A 16036-nucleotide genomic window follows, 5' to 3' on the forward strand; every position below is an offset into this window, starting at 1 on the left:
TCTTGTTACGTTCCCGTCATTGCGCGCGGCAAAAGCGGAAAGGCAATCCACCTGTCGATGGATTGCCCGACGATGTCAAGCCGCGGCACCCATGGTTGCCGCGGCAACGGCTGAAAATTGAGCGCTAGTTGTCCTTCTGCAGCGCAGCGGTCTGCTTGGCGAGCTGCTTGTCGAAATCCTGCTCCAGCCCCGCCACATAGGTGGCGTTTTCGCCCGGCTTGACGAACGGGTTCGGCGCGCCATCCTTCATCTCGGCGCGCTTGGCCTGCATGTCGTAGACCTCCGGATGCGGCCCGAGCAGCACGTCGACCTTCATCGCCTTGACCTTGGCGAAGGTCGAACGGTAGTCGTCGACGATGCCGGGATAGGTCGGACGGCCGACCAGCCGGTTCAGGGCAACGGTTCCGCTGCAGAAGAACAGCACGTCGCGCTTCTCGGTGCCGTCCTTCACGGTCATCTCCCAGCTGGTGCAGCCCGGCGAATGGCCGGGCGTGGCGTGCGCGGTCAGCGTGGTGTCGCCGAGCGTGACCTTGTCGCCTTCCTTCACGGCGCGGTCGACCTTGACGGGCGTGAAGGCCAGATCGGCGTTGCTCTCGTCGCCCGGATAGTAGCCGCCCTCGAGCAGGGGCTTGTCGCGCTCGCCGGCGATCATTTGCGCGCCGGTCTCCTGCTTGATCTCGGCAAAGCCGCCGGTGTGATCGAGATGGGCGTGGCTGTTGAGGATGATCTTGATGTCGGCGACCTTGAAGCCGAGCTTCGTGATGTTGTCCTTGATCATGCCGGTCGATTGCTGCATCGCCGTGTCGATCAGGATCAGGCCTTGCGAGGTCTTGATGACGTAGACCGCGATCCCGTCGGTGCCGACATAGTAGATGTTGTCGATCAGCTGGTACGGCTCGAACGGTGCGGTCCATTTCTTCATGACCGTGGCCATGAAATCCTTCAGCGTCTGTGCCTGCGCACCGGTTGCGATCAGCGCAAGCGCGCACAGCGCGGCTGCGATCGTCCTCATGGTTGCCTCCCTGCTTGTTGTTCGTGCACGGGGCACACTATGCGTGCTGGCAACGGCCGCCGCAAGCGGCGGACGGCAGGCCGCCGGTCAGGGCGCCCCGCCGTCCCGCGCATGACTGTTCCGCTGATCAGCTCGCGTACTGCGCAATGCCGTGGCCGAACGACCAGTTCTCCTTGACGACCTCGACCAGGTTGATGACGACATCGTCGGGCCGTCCCTGCAACTGGCTCTGATAGTCGTCCACGATGCGCTTGTAGAACGCCTTCTTCATCTCGACCGTACGCCCGGCATTCATGGTGATCTGGATGAAGATCAGATCGTCGCTGTAGCTGTTGCCGAGATAGCTGTCGGCGTAGTTCAGGTCGCCGCGCTCATGCTCGGTGATGACCTGAAACTTGTCGTTCTCGGGCACGTTGATGGTCTCGCGCATCGCCTTGTAGACGATCTCGCCCAGCGTCTTGCGATACTCGGCGGACTTGCCGCGCTTCAGGTCGATACGAACGAATGGCATGGTGGTCTCCTGTGTTGCGCGGGGCCCGGCCATAAGAGACCCGCGTGGTCGAAATGATTCACTGGTCTGACGGCGATTGCGTTGTCCGCATCGTCGTTGGTCCCAAAGGGGTCAACGACTGGCCTTGAAGGCTTCCCATCGCGCGTTGCGCTCTTTTTGATATTTGGGCGTCCGCTCTCCAACCATGTCGTCGCGACGGACCGGCTCGCCGCAGGATTCGCAGACCGGGCCGAGCCCCGCCGGCTTGCCGCAGGTGACGTGCGTGTAATTCATGGCGCGGGCTTCCCTGGGTGACTTGCACCAGGTCTCGCCCCAGGCGCGCAGCGCCATCAGCACTGGAAAGAACGCCTCGCCCTTCTCGGTGAGATGATACTCGTGCCGGAGCGGACGCTTGTTGTAGACCTGCCGCGTCACCAGACCGTCCGCTTCCAGCTTCTTCAGCCGTGCGGTGATCATCTGCGGCGTGCCACCGGTCTGCGCCTGGATTTCCTCGAAGCGATAACTGCCCGCGAACAGTTCGCGCAAAACCAGTACAGTCCAGCGGTCGCCTACGACGGTTTCGGCGCGGGCGACAGGGCACAGCGTTTGGTCAGTCGTATTGTCCTTGATTTTCGTCATCACGATTTCTTCATCGGGCTTGTTACTATGATTTTCATAGCAATATGGCCCGGCATCGTCGCAAATGCAATGGGCCGCTTTGGGCCCAGGTCTTCATCGCCAGGGAGCCAGCCATGACCACCGAACAGGCGCCGGCAGCGGCCAAAGTCGATCTGAAGCTCGAGGTCGTCGTCATTCCCGTCGCCGACGTCGATCGCGCCAAGCGCTTCTACCAGGACCTCGGCTGGCGGCTCGATGCCGACTTCGTCAGGCCCGACGGTTCGCGCGCCGTGCAACTCACGCCGCCGGGTTCACCGACCTCGATCCATCTCGGCTCGGGAGCCGGGCTGCCGCGCTACCTGATCGTCAACGATATCGAAGCAGCACGCGCCGAGCTGATCGCGCGCGGCGCCGACGTCAGCGAGGTGTTTCATCGCGGCGCGGAAGGCCGCATCAAGGGACCGGATCCGGAGCGCCCGAGCTACGGTTCGCTCGCAACATTCAATGATCCCGACGGCAATGTCTGGCTGCTGCAGCAGGTCACGCAGCGGCTGCCGGGTCGCGTCGACGGCAACAGCACGAACTTCTCCTCGTCGGCTGATCTCGCCGCCGCGCTCCGCCGAGCGGCGATGGCTCATGGCGAGCATGAGAAGAGGACCGGTGGGCATGATGCGAACTGGCCGGACTGGTATGCCGAACACATCGCCCGCGAGCAGGCGGGCAAGCCGCTGCCCGAATAGTCGAAACCGCAACCCGTGCAACAGGCCGCTTGGCAGTCAAGGAGACAGTCGATGCCCGAGACCATTTATCCACGCGGAAGAACCGCGCTGCTGCTCGTTGATCCCTACAACGATTTTCTCTCCGAGCGTGGCAAGGTGTTTCCGCGCATCAAGCCGATCGTCGACGAGGTCGGCCTGCTCGACAATCTGCGCCGGCTCGATGGCGCGGTGCGCGCCGCGGGCATCCAGGTGGTGATCGTCCCGCACCGTCGCTGGGAGCCGGGCGACTATGAGGATTGGGATCACCCCAACCCGAGCCAGCGACTGATCATGCAGCGTCACAGCTTCGCGCGCGGCGAATGGGGCGGCGAATGGCATCCGGACTTCGCGCCGAAACCGGGCGATCTGATCGCCGGAGAGCATTGGGGGCAGAGCGGCTTTGCCGGCACTAATCTCGATTTCCTGCTCAAGCAAAAAGGGATCACGCATGTGATCGTGGTCGGTCTGCTGGCCAACACCTGCATCGAATCCACCGCCCGCTTCGCCATGGAGCTCGGTTACCACGTGACGCTGGTGCGTGATGCCACGGCCGCGTTCTCGCACGAGATGATGCATGCCGCCCACGAGCTGAACGGCCCGACTTACGCGCATTCCATCCAGACAACCGCCGAGGTGATCGCGGCATTGCCGGCGGCACCTCGTTCAAAGGAGCCAGTGCAATGACCAGGACATCGAAGACACTAGTTGCAATTGCCGCAAGCCAATCCAACCCGGAAGCCATCGACCAGGACAGACGCAGGCTGCTCACCGGCGCGGCGCTGGGCCTCGCTGCCGCGGGCGCCGCCAGCCTGTTTCCGGCGCGCCCGGTTGCGGCAGCCGCTGATGATGCGATCCGCCCGTTCCACATCGATATTCCCGAGGCAGACCTCGTTGACCTTCGCCGCCGCCTGGCCGCAACCCGATGGTCCGACAAGGAGACCGTCAACGACGACTCGCAGGGCGTTCCGCAGGCGATGCTGCGCGATCTCGTCCGCTACTGGCAGACGGACTACGACTGGCGCAAGGTCGAGGCGCGGCTCAACGCGCTGCCACAGTTCATCACCGAGATCGACGGGCTGGACATTCACTTCATCCACGTTCGCTCGAAGCACGGAGATGCACTGCCGATGATCGTCACACATGGCTGGCCGGGGTCGGTGATCGAGCAGATGAAGATCATCGAGCCTCTGACCAATCCCACCTCCCATGGCGGCAGTGCATCGGATGCGTTTCATCTCGTGATCCCGTCGATGCCGGGCTACGGCTTCTCCGGCAAGCCGACCACGGTCGGCTGGGATTCGCAGCGCATCGCGCGGGCCTGGGTCCAACTGATGAAGCGCCTCGGCTACAGCAAGTTCGTAGCGCAGGGCGGCGACTGGGGTTCGCCGGTCTCCAATGAAATGGCTAAGCTGGGTGCGCCGGAGCTGCTCGGCATCCACGTCAACCTGCCCGGCGTCGTTCCGCCCGAGGTGTTCAAGGCCGTCTCCTCCGGAGGTCCCGCGCCGGACGATCTGTCGGCGGAGGAGCAGCACGCCTTCGAGCAGATCAAGCTTCAATTCGCGAAGCGGCGTGCCTATGCGCAGATCATGGGCACACGCCCGCAGTCCCTTGCGGCGTTCGCGGATTCGCCGGCGGGCCTTGCCGCCTGGCTGCTCGATCACGGCGACGGCTACGCCCAGCCGGCCTCCGCGATGCAATCAGCCGTGCTCGGACGTGCCGTCAACGGCCATTCGGCCGGCGCGCTCACCCGCGATGACGTGCTCGACAACATCACGCTGTACTGGCTCACCAACAGCGCGATCTCCTCAGGCCGCCTGTACTGGGAAAACAAGACCAATCTCTATCTGCCCGCCAATGTCACGATCCCCGCCGCCGTCACCGCGTTCCCCGGCGAGAGTTTCGTGGCACCGCGGAGCTGGGTGGAAAAAGCCTATCACAAGCTGATCTACTTCCATCAGGCCGAGGCCGGCGGCCATTTCGCGGCATGGGAGCAGCCCGACATCTTCAGCAGGGAAGTTCGGGACGCGTTTCGGCCGCTCCGCAAGCTGATCTGAGAATTGAAAGGCACATCCGTCATGACCAAACTTGCCCTCATCGCCACCGTCGAGGTCGCGCCCGAGAAGCGGGACCAAGTGTTGTCGCAGCTCGCGGCGCATGGCGCCCGCTCGCTCAGGGATGAGCCGGGCACGTTGCATTTCGACATCCTGGTGCCGCGCGAGGACGCCTCGAAGCTGTTGATCTACGAAGTCTACCAGGATGACGCCGCGTTCGAGGCGCATCGCAATGCGCGCTCGATCGCACAGTTTCGCGAGGAGAGCGCAGGGCTCGGCATCAAGATTTCGGCAACGCGGTGCACGCCCGCCGCATAGAGCTCCGGCGGCGAGCGAAAGATCAGACGGTCTGACGCAGCAGGCCGATCAGGCGGCCGCATTCATCGTCCGTACCGACCGTGATGCGCAGGAAATCCTCGATCCGCGGTTTCTGGAAGTGCCGCACCAGGACGCCGCGCTCGCGCAGCTTCGCTGCGAGATCGGCGCCGCGATGGCCGGCATGGCGCGCGAACACGAAGTTCGCCAGCGACGGCAGCACGTCGAAGCCGAGCTCGGTGAGGCCGCGGACCAGCGCCTCGCGGCTCCTCATGATGCGCTGCCGGGTCTCCTCGAACCAGATGTCGTCCCCGATCGCGGCGACCGCGCCCGCGATCGCGAAGCAGTCGAGCGGATAGGAGTTGAAGCTGTCCTTGACGCGCTCCAGCGCCTCGATCAGCGGACGCTGGCCGATGGCGAAGCCGACCCGCAATCCCGCCAGCGCGCGCGACTTGGACAGGGTCTGGATCACCAGCAGATTGTCATGGCGCGCGACCAGCGGCACCGCGCTCTCGGCGCCGAAGTCGACATAGGCCTCGTCGACCACAACGAGACGGTCCGGGTGCCCGGTGACCAGCGCCTCGATCGCTGCACGCGGCAGCGCGACGCCGGTCGGCGCGTTTGGATTGCACAAGAGGATGGCGCTGCCCGGTCGCCGGTAGTCGGCAACATTGATCCGCATCGCGGCGTCGAGCGGCACCACCTCATAGCGGACGCCGTAGAGGCGACAGTAGACCGGGTAGAAGCTGTAGGTGATGTCGGGGAACAGCAGCGGCGCATCGTGCTTGAGCAGCGCCGGGAAGGCGTGGGCCAGCACCTCGTCCGAACCGTTGCCGACGAACACCTCATCTGATGAGACGCCATAGCGCGTTGCGATCGCCTCGCGCAAGGCGGTTGCGCGCGGATCCGGATAGAGCCGCAGCCGATCCGCGGTCGCCGCGATTGCGGCCAGCGCGCGCGGCGACGGCGGGTAGGGATTCTCGTTGGTGTTGAGCTTGATGAGGCCATCGATCTTCGGCTGCTCGCCGGGCACATATGGCGACAGATTGTGGACGACCGAACTCCAGAAGCGACTCATGATCCGTGATCCAGGGATTGATCTCATCACAGTAGGGGATGCCGCGCTTCGGTGGAAGCCGGCTCTTCACCTCGCCAGGATATCGAGAGGAGGCCGGCAGCGGCCGCCGGCGCAGCACCGCCGCGATCTGCTGACAGTGCAGGTCACGCGGCTCAGATTTCCGTCTGGCTGCCCAACTCGACCACGCGATTTGGCGGGATCCGGAAGAAGTCGGTCGCCGGCAGCGCATTGCGGTGCATGATCTCGAAAATTCTGGAGCGAAAGCGGCCGAACTTCGAGTGTTCCGCCGGCACGATCTTGACGCGACCGACGAAGAACGAAGTGTCCATCAAGTTGAATTCAAGCCCCATCGTACCGCACCGGTCGAGCAGCCGCGGCACGTTCGGATGCTGCATGAAGCCGTATTGGGCCACCAAGGTATGGAAATTGCCGTCGAGGTCCGTGCGGATGAGACGGTGATCAGATGCGACGCGGGGAATATTGAGCGTAGCCACGCGCAGCAGGACGATGCGTTCATGCAGCACCTTGTTGTGCTTCAGATTGTGAAGCAGCGGCACCGGCACCATGTCGAGCCGGCTCGTCACATAGACGGCGGTTCCCGGAACACGCGGCTTGTTCCGGACCTGCTGGATGAACTCGCTGAGTGGCAGCGTATCGCGCTCGAGCTGGGCTTCGAGCGCCCTGCGGCCGCGGCGCCAGGTCGACATCAGGAAAAACAGGATAGCTCCGACCGCAAGCGGGACCCAGCCACCCTCCATCACCTTCATCATGTTCGCGGCCACGAACGACAGGTCGACCAGGATGAACGCGCCGGCAACCAGCGCACTCGACCAGAAGGGCCAGCCCCAGACTTCGCGCATGGCAAGAAACATCAGCATCGACGTCAGGAGCATCGTCAATGCGACGGCGATGCCGAAGGCGGAAGCAAGATTGTCGGACGAGCGGAAGCTCAGGGTCAGCGCCAGTGTCAGCACCATCAGCGTCCAATTGACGAAGCCGACATAGATTTGCCCGTAACCCTCCGAGGAGGTCTGGGTGATGTTGAGGCGCGGGCATAGTCCAAGCTGAATGGCTTGCCGGGTCATCGAGAACGTGCCGGAGATGATCGCCTGGCTTGCAATGATGGTGGCAACGGTCGCGAGCGCGACCAGCGGCAGTTGCAGGCTGGACGGGCATAGCGCGAAGAACGGATTTGATCCGGCCGCCAGATCGCCTTGCACCAGCATCGCGGTCTGGCCGGCATAGTTCAGCAGCAGGGTCGGCAGCACCAGCCCGTACCAGGTCAGGCGGATCGGCCCGGCGCCGAAATGCCCCATGTCGGCGTACAGCGCCTCGGCGCCGGTGGCGCACAGGAACACGCCGCCGAGCACCAGGAAGCCGGTGAAGCCATGCCCGAAGAGGTAGCTGAGGCCGACGCGGGGATCGAGCGCAGCAAGCACGGCGGGATTTCGCAAGATACCGAGGATACCGAGCACGCCAATCGTCACGAACCAGACCGTCATGATCGGGCCGAACAGAGCGCCGATGCGGGCCGTGCCTTGCGGTTGAATCGCGAACACGGCGATCAGCACGAGCACGGAAAGGGGCAGCACGTACGGGCTGAAGGACGGCAGCGGATCCTTCAATCCCTCCAGCGCGCTCAACACGGAGATCGCGGGGGTGATGGCGCCATCGCCATAGAGCATTGCCGCCCCGATGATGCCGAGCGCGATCACGAATGGGCGATCGCCATGCTTGATTCCGATCAGCGACATCAGTGCAAGGATTCCGCCCTCGCCGTCGTTGTCCGCGCGCATGACGATTGCGACATATTTGATCGACGTGGTGATCAGCAGGGTCCACACCACGAGCGACAGGATGCCCAGTGCCACCTCCGGCGTCGCCTTTCCTCCCGCCCACTCGATCGCGGTCTTGAAGGTGTAGAGCGGACTGGTGCCGATATCGCCGTAAACGACGCCGAGGGCGCCGATCGCCATCGCGCCGATCGCGCCGTGCGCTGGAGGTGTCTCGGCCGGAATCGCTTCGGCGCTCGAGGTCAAGGTCTCGGGTTCGGCGGCAGTCATCGTCCGCTCCTGTCTGCAGGCGAATTGGCCGCTCGGGCGGCGGGCTATGCTCTAGCTTGCGATGGACTTTGACTTTGTCGAAGCCGCCGGAACCTTTGCCTCAAGACTATGACAGATTTTTTGAGGCACCGCTGCGATGAGCTGTCATTCGCCAGGGCAAACGTCAGGCTCATGTAAGGAATTCGCCAATCGGCACATGCAGGTCCAGGTAGGAACTGCGGAGCGCCGCCTACCAGGTCGCCGTGCCCTTCATGGTCGGCTGGCCTTCGGCGTTCGCTGTCCACAGCTCCATGCCGCCGTCCTTGTCGTTGGCATTGATCGAGAACTCGCTGCCTTCGAACAGCGGCTGCACGCCGCGATAGGACAGCTTCTTCGGCGGCTTGCCGCCGCGCAGCCTCGCGGCGAGTTCGACGATGAACGAGGCCTGCAGCGGGCCGTGGAAGATCAGGCCGGGATAGCCCTCGACCTTGGTGACATAGTCGCGATCGTAATGGATGCGATGGCCGTTGAAGGTCAGCGCCGAGTAACGGAACAGCAGCACGGGATCGGAGACATGGCTCTCGCGGTGCTGCGCGACCGGAGGCGGCGGCGCCTTGGCCGGCGCTGCGGCCAGGGTGGTCGTCATCTCGCGATAGACGATGTCCTGCCGCTCGCGAACCGCAAGACCGCGCGAGGTCGTCACCTCGTGATTGACCGAGACGAAGCACAGCGTGCCGGTCGAGCCAGATTTCACGGTGACGTCCGCAATCCTGGAAGCGCGCTTGGCCTCGTCGCCGATCCGCAGTGCATCGAAAAATTCGAGCTCGCCGCCGGCCCACATCCGGCGCGGCAGCGGCACCGGCGGCAGGAAGCCGCCGCGGGTCGGATGACCGTCCGGGCCGAGCTGCGACATCGGAAACACCGGCTGCGCCAGGCACCAATGCGTGGTCCACGGCGCGGCATCGCCCGTCTTCGGCTCGCCGATCTCCTGGAACAGCGTCGCGCGCAGCCCCATGACCAGGTATTTGGTGACGACGTCGGAAGCCTCGGCGGTCTTGCCGATCCACTGGCGGAGATGATCGAGGTCGAGTTTGTCGGTCATGACTGTCTTGCCCGGGCAGGAGGGATTTCAGGAACCTTTGGTGCGCTCGCCGATCGCCGGCACCTTGCCGTAGTGCCTGTCCTCGCCGACCACGATCGCGGCCGGCGCCGGATAGCTGACCTTGCCGTTCGGCGTGTCGACCTCGATGCGGCGCAGATGCGGATGCTTCGCAAGGTCATCCATGCTGTTGACCTCGGCGAAAGCGATGTCGGCCTCGGCGAGCTTGGCCAGCAATTCCTCGCGCGTGAGCTTGCCAAAACTGTCGCTGACGATCTGGTCGGTCACCGTGCGGTTACGGACGCGTTCGACCATGTTGGCAAAGCGCGGATCGTCGGGCAGGCCGGGCTGGCCCAGCACCTTGGCGCACAGCGTCTTCCACTCGCGCTCGCTCTGGATCGAGATCAGGATCTCCTTGCCGTCCTTCGAGCGGAACACGCCGTAGGGCGCGATCGAGGGATGGGCGAGGCCGATGCGTTTGGGCGACTTGCCGTCCTCGGCATTGAGCAGCGGCACGGTGAGCCAGTCGGCCATCACGTCGAACATCGAAATCCGGATGTCGGCGCCTTGGCCGGTGCGGCTGCGGCCGATCAGCGCTTCGAGAATGGACGCGTGCGCGGTGGCGCCGGTCGCGACGTCGACGATCGACATGCCGACGCGCGAGGCGCCCTCGGGTCCGCCGGTGATCGAGGCGAGGCCGCTCTCGGCCTGGATCAGCAGGTCATAGGCCTTGCGGTCGGCATAGGGGCCGGTGTCGCCATATCCGGTGATCGTGCACATGATCAACTTCGGATAGTCCTTGCGCAGCCGCTCGCGCGAGAAGCCGAGTTTGTCCATCGAGCCGGGCTTCAAATTCTGCAACAGAACGTCGGCGCCCGCGATCAGCCGTTCCAGCTCTGCGCGGCCGTCCTTGGTGGCGAGGTCGACCACGGCGGAATCCTTGCCGCGGTTGAGCCAGACGAAATAGCTGCTCTGGCCCTTTGCCGCGGCGTCGTAGCCACGGGCGAAATCGCCCTCGGGCCGCTCGATCTTGATGACATGGGCGCCCGCATCGGCCAGGCGTGACGAGCAGAACGGCGCGGCAACCGCCTGTTCGACGGCGATGACGGTCAATCCCTCAAGCGGCAACATGGTCAAGCAACTCAGTAGGAGCGGGGCATGCCGAGCACGTGCTCGGCGACGAAGGACAGGATCAGGTTGGTAGAGATCGGCGCCACCTGGTAGAGCCGGGTCTCGCGGAACTTACGCTCGACATCGTATTCCTCGGCGAAGCCGAAGCCGCCATGGGTCTGCACGCAGGCATTGGCCGCCTCCCAGGACGCATCGGCCGCCAGCATCTTGGCCATGTTGGCCTCGGCACCGCAGTCGAGCCCGGCCTCGTATTTGCGGGTAGCTTCCTTCACCATCAATTCCGCCGCGCGCATCGAGGCGTAGGCCTTTGCAATCGGAAACTGGATGCCCTGGTTCTGGCCGATCGGCCGACCGAACACGCTGCGCTCCTTGGCGTAGTTGGTGGCCTTGGCGATGAACCATTTGGCGTCACCGATGCATTCAGCGGCGATCAGGATGCGCTCGGCATTCATGCCGGAGAGAATGTAGCGGAAGCCCTTGCCTTCCTCGCCGATCAGGTTTTCCGCCGGCACTTTCATGTCAGTGAAGAACACTTCGGTGGTGGCGTGATTCATCATGGTTCTGATCGGGCGGATCTCCAGCCCCTTGCCCTTCACCTCACGCATGTCGACGATGAACACCGAAAGGCCGTCGGTGCGCTTCTTGGACTGCTCCTTCGGCGTGGTGCGTGCCAGCAGGACCATCAGGTCGGAATATTCGGCGCGACTGGTCCAGATCTTCTGGCCGTTGACGACGTAGTGATCGCCCTCGCGGCGCGCGAAGGTCTTCAGCGACGAGGTATCGGTGCCGCTGGTCGGCTCGGTGACGCCGAACGCCTGCAACCGCAATTCGCCGGTCGCGACCTTCGGCAGATACTTCGCCTTCTGCGCGTCGTTGCCGTGCCGCAGCACGGTGCCCATCGTGTACATCTGGGCGTGGCAACCGCCGCCGTTGCAGCCGGCGCGCTGGATCTCTTCCAGGATCGCCGCCGCGGCCGACAGCTTCAGCCCCGCGCCGCCATATTCCTCGGGGATCAGCACCGAGAGATAGCCGGCCTCCGTCAACGCATCGACGAACTCCTTCGGGTAGGCCATCTGGCGGTCGAGCTTGCGCCAGTATTCGCCGGGAAACTGTGCGCAGAGCTTTGCGACGGCGTCGCGGATGTCTGAGTGGTCGTCGGTGTGTTGTTCGTGTGCGGTCATTGTTTCGTCTTGCCGAGAGGTTGCACGTGATACGGGCAATGCGCCCGCTGTTGTGGGGTCCCGGTAAACTCCCTATGCTGTTTTGTTATAGCGTATGAACCTGCCTTCCAGGATTGGCAAGTATGGATTTCCGGCAGCTTAGGACCTTTGCGTGCGTCGCGGAACTCGGGAGTCTGAGCAAGGCATCCGATACCTTGCGGGTCGCGCAGCCGGCGCTGAGCCGGCAGATCAAGCTCCTGGAGCACGAGCTGCGCACCGAGTTGTTCACGCGCAATGGCCGCGGCATGGTGCTGACCGATGCCGGCCGGCTGCTGCTGGCGCGCACCAGCGGTATCGTGCGGCAGATCGACCAGATCCGCGACGACATCCAGTCCGCCGGCGGCGCACCGTCCGGCCGCGTCGTGCTCGGCCTCGTGCCGACGGTGAGCTGCGTGCTGTCGGCGCGGCTGGCGCGGCGCACGGTGGAGCGCTATCCCGGCATCTCGCTCTGCATCGTCGAGAGCTATAGCGGCCATTTGATCGAGTGGCTGCATCGCGGCGAGATGGACCTTGCGGTGATCTACGGCCCGTCGGTCGACCTGCATCTGGCGGTGCAGAGCCTCGGCCGCGACAGCATCGTCGCCGTCGGCCCGCGCGGCAGCGGGCTGAAGCAGAAGAAGCAGGTGGATTTCGGCTGGCTGATGCGCCAGCGCCTGGTGCTGCCCAGTCATTCGCACGGCCTCCGTGCGCTGCTCGAACATGCCGCGGCCAGAAAGAAGATCGATCTCGACGTCAAGCTCGAGGCGGATTCGTTCCGGGTGCTGACGAGCCTGGTCGAGGAGGGGCTCGGATACACCATGCTGCCGCCGTCCTCGGTGCGCAGCGAGGTCGCGGAGGGCCGGCTTGAGACCGCGCCGATCGCGCGGCCGGCGCCGCGGCGCGAGCTGACCTTGGCCTCGCCGGTCGAGCATCCCGGCTCCAATGCGATGACACTGATCGCAAAGCTGTTGCGCGATGAGGTCGCTGCGCTGCGCGCCGAGGGGCTCTGGGATATCCAGCTCGCCTGAGCGCGGCTTCGCATCACTTCACCACGAAGCCGAGATGGCCGCGGAAGCGGGTCTTGAGGTAGGTGCCGTCGCGCGGCGGCAGCGCGCGCTCGACTTCGCCGGACGCGATACGGATTCGTGCCAGCCGCGGGCCGCCGCCGAGATCGCGCAGGCTGTTGCGGAAATTCTCGATGCCGGCCATGTCCGCGATGTCGGAAACATTGCCGATGCCGGCGCCGCTCGCGATCACCTCGAGCTTCGCACCCAGGCCGGAGTGGCTGGGCTGCATGCCGGTCTCGCCGAAATGGCCGTTGTCGAGCACCGCAATCGAGAGATTACCGGGCTGCTTGGTGGCGATGGTCAGCAGGCTGCCGATCCCCATCAGCTGCTCGCCATCGCCGGTGACGACCAGCACCGGGCGCTTCGGCTGCGCCAGCGCCAGCCCGAGCCCGACCATCGCGGCGCCGCCCATGGCACCCCAAAGATAGAAATTGCCCGCATGGTCGCCGGCATCGAACACATCGTAGGACGAGGAGCCGAGCCCGGAGATCACCAGAAGGCCGCCGCGGTCGGCAAGCAGCGCCTTCACCGCGGCGCGGCGGTCGAGTGTGCCTGTTGCTGCCGACATCAGTGCGTCTCCTTGGTCCACTTCTTGCGGCCGATCATCCGCTGCGAGATCAGCACGGCGACCTGTTGGTCTCCGTCATAGGCGAGCGAGGCGGCGGCCGAGATGACTTCCTCGGCGTCGTCGGGGTTCTCGAGCCGCAGCACTGTCGTGCCCATGATCTCGAAGGCCTGCGGCGTCGCGCGGCCCATCGGGATCTGCCACGGATTGAACTCGGCCCATTCGCCGCGCATCGTCACCAGGGTCAGCAGCGGGAAGCGGCAGCTTGCCATCAGCGACAGCATGTTGACGCAATTGCCGACGCCGCTCGATTGCATCAACAGGACCGCGCGCTCGCCGCCGAGCCAGGCGCCGGCGGACAGCGCCACGCCTTCCTCCTCGGTGGTCAGAACCGTAGTCTTGATGCCGGTATCGGCGTGCGACAGCTTGATCAGCTTGGAATGTCCCGCATCGGGAACATAGGACACCTGCGCCACGCCAAAGCTCTTCAGCGTGCGGTAGATCGCAACTGGCCAGTCCTGGCTGGTCGCGCTGTCCTGGTGAACGGCAATCTGGTCCATCATGGCCTCGGCTAGGGCGCGCGTTGGAGCGCCGTCATGCCGGGAGGCTTAGGGCAGGCGAGAGCCTTATTCTCTTCGCATCTGGCTCGCCCAGCTATGCCGGAATTTTATAGGGGGCAGCGCGACCCTTTCCGGCCGGGCCGAAAGGAGGCCTCAGCGCGCGTCCTTCCTCACCATGAACACGTACATGTCCCAGAACGTCTCGGGGTGATCGACCTCGAAGCGGTGCCACTGATCGAGGTTGATCTCGTCGGCTGCGGCCGCAAACTGCTTGCGGAATTTTTCCAGCACCGCCGGATCGTCGAACGGCTCGAAGCCCTGAAACGACAGGTCATGTTCGTTCAGGAACGCCGCGATCTCGGGAATGGTGAGGCGGTGCTCCATGACGTTGAACAGCAGGTCGCGGCAGCCGCTCATGCTGTAGAAATCCTTGGCGCCGATCAGCGTCCGCCATTGGTCGGCCTCGCGGAAAATCTCCTGCCGGCACCGCCGGATGTCGTCGGCGGTGGCGCGATAGTTGCGCGCGGCGATGCGATCGCGGGCCTCGACGATGACGCGGCGCGCCAGCTCGCTGTACAGGCCGATGCGCATCGTGCCGCCCGGCCGCAGCAGCGAGACCAGCACGCGCCAGCCGGTCATCGGCTCGGCGAGATGGTGCAGGACCCCGACCGACTCGATGCTGTCGAAGCTGCGATCGATCGAGCCCAGCTCCAGGATATCCGCCTGCGCATACTCGACATTGCGCAAGCCGAGCTCGCGCGTCTTGCGGCGCGCATAGGCGAGGCTGGTCATGCTGATGTCGACCGCGAGCAGGCGGGCGTTCGGACAGACCTGCGCGATCTGGATCGCGTGCGAACCGGTGCCGCAACCGGCGATCAGGATATCCCGTTCGGCCTGCTGCTCCGCGGTCGCGGCCGTCTTTCCTCGCGCCCGATCGGCGACGAATGCCGTCAGCGGGTTCACGGTCCAGCGCGGATAGGGATTTTCCTCGTACTGACGCATCACCTCGACCGATACGTCGTTCCTGATCGGCGTGAGCGTCACAATGGCGCGGCGCTCTTCCATCTCTTCGCGCGGCTCGCGAAGCTGCACTCGCAACAGGCCGGCGACGGTTGGAGGCCATTCCCGGCGCAGCAGCGCGTCCGCCGCCGGCAGAGTATGAAGCGGGAAATACGCCGCGACGACGGCCAGCGTCAGCGGCGTGAACGCGGCGTTGGATGCCAGGTCGTGCAGCAATCGATCGCGCAGTGCAGCCGCCCGTTCGGCTTCCGCCTCGGTCTGTCCATAGACATATTCGTTGATGAAGCATTGCCGGGCGAGCGCGCAGGCAAAGGCAATGAGATCGTCGTCATCGCCATCCCTGCGTTGCTCGCCGGCGAGCCGCAGCAATTCGGCTCGCACGTGCCCGAGCAGCACTTCGAGCTGCATGCCCGCCAGCGTCGTCGCTTCCATCGCGCAGCGCAGGAACAGATCGCTGGCCAGCGCGGCAACGCCTTCGCCGCCGAACAAGTCCGCGCTCGTCACCGGCAGCGGCCACTTGCCGGCAATCCGCCCGACATAGCGGGTGACGGTCGGGCTCTGGAGGATGAAGCCCACGGCCTTCGCGTCCATGCCGAGCGCGAGCGCCTTGCTGAAATGCGCGGCGGCCTTGGCGCGATTGCCCAACGCCTGGTACGAATTGCCGGCATTGTAGTGACACGCGGCGTTCACGTCATCGGCAGCAATCGCTTTCGCGAACGCCTTCACCGCGGAGCGGTGATCGCCGGCCGCCTGCGCCATCAGGCCGAGAAGGTTCAGGCTCTGCGCATGGCTGGGCTCGCGCGCGAGAATGTGCCGGCAGACCTCCTGCGCCTCGTTGAAGCGGCGCATTCCGTAGAACCGGCTGGCCTCCGCGGCGAGGTCGGCAATGCTGATGCCCGCGGAGCCGAAGGCAGGTACGTTCTTGCCGGCCGCGTCCCGTCGCTTACCGGCCGCGCGCCGTTCTTTTCGGTTCATGATCCGTCAACTGGCCCAAGCTGCAAGACGCGGCGAGACATAGGGCCGAACGCAAT

General features: G+C 64.7%; 16 protein-coding genes. 5 read left to right on the forward strand and 11 right to left on the reverse strand.

Annotation, left to right across the window (positions count from 1 at the left end):
• Window positions 1–124: 124 nt before the first annotated feature.
• The 3 genes from blaBJP to ACTUWL_RS23235 all read right to left on the reverse strand — a co-directional run bounded on the left by blaBJP (window position 125) and on the right by ACTUWL_RS23235 (window position 2141).
• A complete protein-coding gene (gene blaBJP, locus ACTUWL_RS23225) occupies window positions 125–1012 on the reverse strand; it encodes a BJP family subclass B3 metallo-beta-lactamase (protein ID WP_021079760.1) in 888 nt (295 codons plus the stop codon).
• A gap of 127 nt (window positions 1013–1139) precedes the next feature.
• Window positions 1140–1523: a tautomerase family protein gene (locus ACTUWL_RS23230; RefSeq protein ID WP_021079761.1), complete on the reverse strand. Its 384-nt coding sequence runs from the start codon at window positions 1521–1523 to the stop codon at window positions 1140–1142.
• A 111-nt stretch (window positions 1524–1634) separates the two neighbouring features.
• A complete protein-coding gene (locus ACTUWL_RS23235) occupies window positions 1635–2141 on the reverse strand; it encodes a winged helix-turn-helix transcriptional regulator (protein ID WP_021079762.1) in 507 nt (168 codons plus the stop codon).
• A 113-nt stretch (window positions 2142–2254) separates the two neighbouring features.
• Between ACTUWL_RS23235 and ACTUWL_RS23240 the strand changes: the two genes are divergently transcribed.
• Genes ACTUWL_RS23240 through ACTUWL_RS23255 form a run of 4 tightly spaced genes read left to right on the forward strand, consistent with a single transcriptional unit; the run spans window position 2255 to window position 5247 of the window.
• Window positions 2255–2860 carry a VOC family protein gene (locus ACTUWL_RS23240; protein ID WP_021079763.1) on the forward strand — a complete coding sequence of 202 codons (606 nt, stop codon included), beginning with the start codon at window positions 2255–2257 and terminating at the stop codon, window positions 2858–2860.
• A gap of 51 nt (window positions 2861–2911) precedes the next feature.
• A complete protein-coding gene (locus tag ACTUWL_RS23245; protein ID WP_021079764.1) occupies window positions 2912–3562 on the forward strand; it encodes an isochorismatase family cysteine hydrolase in 651 nt (216 codons plus the stop codon).
• Window positions 3559–4932, forward strand: coding sequence for an epoxide hydrolase family protein (locus ACTUWL_RS23250; RefSeq protein WP_021079765.1), 1374 nt, complete (start codon window positions 3559–3561; stop codon window positions 4930–4932). The genes ACTUWL_RS23245 and ACTUWL_RS23250 overlap by 4 nt, the downstream gene beginning before the upstream one ends.
• A gap of 21 nt (window positions 4933–4953) precedes the next feature.
• On the forward strand, window positions 4954–5247 hold the full coding sequence (locus ACTUWL_RS23255; RefSeq protein ID WP_021079766.1) for a putative quinol monooxygenase: 294 nt from the start codon (window positions 4954–4956) through the stop codon (window positions 5245–5247).
• Window positions 5248–5269: 22 nt separating this feature from the next.
• Here ACTUWL_RS23255 and hisC read toward each other — a convergent pair whose 3' ends face one another.
• The 5 genes from hisC to ACTUWL_RS23280 form a co-directional block, all read right to left on the reverse strand.
• Window positions 5270–6322 carry a histidinol-phosphate transaminase gene (hisC, locus tag ACTUWL_RS23260; protein ID WP_021079767.1) on the reverse strand — a complete coding sequence of 351 codons (1053 nt, stop codon included), beginning with the start codon at window positions 6320–6322 and terminating at the stop codon, window positions 5270–5272.
• A gap of 152 nt (window positions 6323–6474) precedes the next feature.
• Entirely contained in the window at window positions 6475–8385 is a 1911-nt protein-coding gene (locus ACTUWL_RS23265) for a potassium transporter Kup (protein WP_021079768.1), read from the reverse strand.
• A gap of 229 nt (window positions 8386–8614) precedes the next feature.
• Window positions 8615–9466 carry an FAS1-like dehydratase domain-containing protein gene (locus ACTUWL_RS23270; RefSeq protein ID WP_021079769.1) on the reverse strand — a complete coding sequence of 284 codons (852 nt, stop codon included), beginning with the start codon at window positions 9464–9466 and terminating at the stop codon, window positions 8615–8617.
• Window positions 9467–9493: 27 nt separating this feature from the next.
• Window positions 9494–10594, reverse strand: coding sequence for a CaiB/BaiF CoA transferase family protein (locus ACTUWL_RS23275; protein ID WP_021079770.1), 1101 nt, complete (start codon window positions 10592–10594; stop codon window positions 9494–9496).
• Window positions 10595–10605: 11 nt separating this feature from the next.
• Window positions 10606–11775 carry an acyl-CoA dehydrogenase family protein gene (locus tag ACTUWL_RS23280; RefSeq protein ID WP_021079771.1) on the reverse strand — a complete coding sequence of 390 codons (1170 nt, stop codon included), beginning with the start codon at window positions 11773–11775 and terminating at the stop codon, window positions 10606–10608.
• A 122-nt stretch (window positions 11776–11897) separates the two neighbouring features.
• On the opposite strand from ACTUWL_RS23280, the gene ACTUWL_RS23285 reads away from it, so the two are divergent.
• Window positions 11898–12821 (forward strand): LysR family transcriptional regulator, encoded by a 924-nt coding sequence (locus tag ACTUWL_RS23285; protein ID WP_021079772.1) that lies wholly within the window; start codon window positions 11898–11900, stop codon window positions 12819–12821.
• Window positions 12822–12834: 13 nt separating this feature from the next.
• Here the strand turns inward: ACTUWL_RS23285 and ACTUWL_RS23290 are convergent, their stop codons facing one another.
• The 3 genes from ACTUWL_RS23290 to ACTUWL_RS23300 all read right to left on the reverse strand — a co-directional run bounded on the left by ACTUWL_RS23290 (window position 12835) and on the right by ACTUWL_RS23300 (window position 15980).
• Entirely contained in the window at window positions 12835–13428 is a 594-nt protein-coding gene (locus ACTUWL_RS23290; protein WP_021079773.1) for a thiamine pyrophosphate-dependent enzyme, read from the reverse strand.
• On the reverse strand, window positions 13428–13988 hold the full coding sequence (locus ACTUWL_RS23295; protein WP_106940091.1) for a thiamine pyrophosphate-binding protein: 561 nt from the start codon (window positions 13986–13988) through the stop codon (window positions 13428–13430). The genes ACTUWL_RS23290 and ACTUWL_RS23295 overlap by 1 nt, the downstream gene beginning before the upstream one ends.
• 150 nt (window positions 13989–14138) lie before the next feature.
• Window positions 14139–15980, reverse strand: a complete 1842-nt coding sequence (locus tag ACTUWL_RS23300) for a class I SAM-dependent methyltransferase (RefSeq protein WP_021079775.1) — start codon at window positions 15978–15980, stop codon at window positions 14139–14141.
• Window positions 15981–16036 lie beyond the last annotated feature (56 nt).

It is taken from the genome of Bradyrhizobium sp. WCU1, from assembly GCF_053474805.1.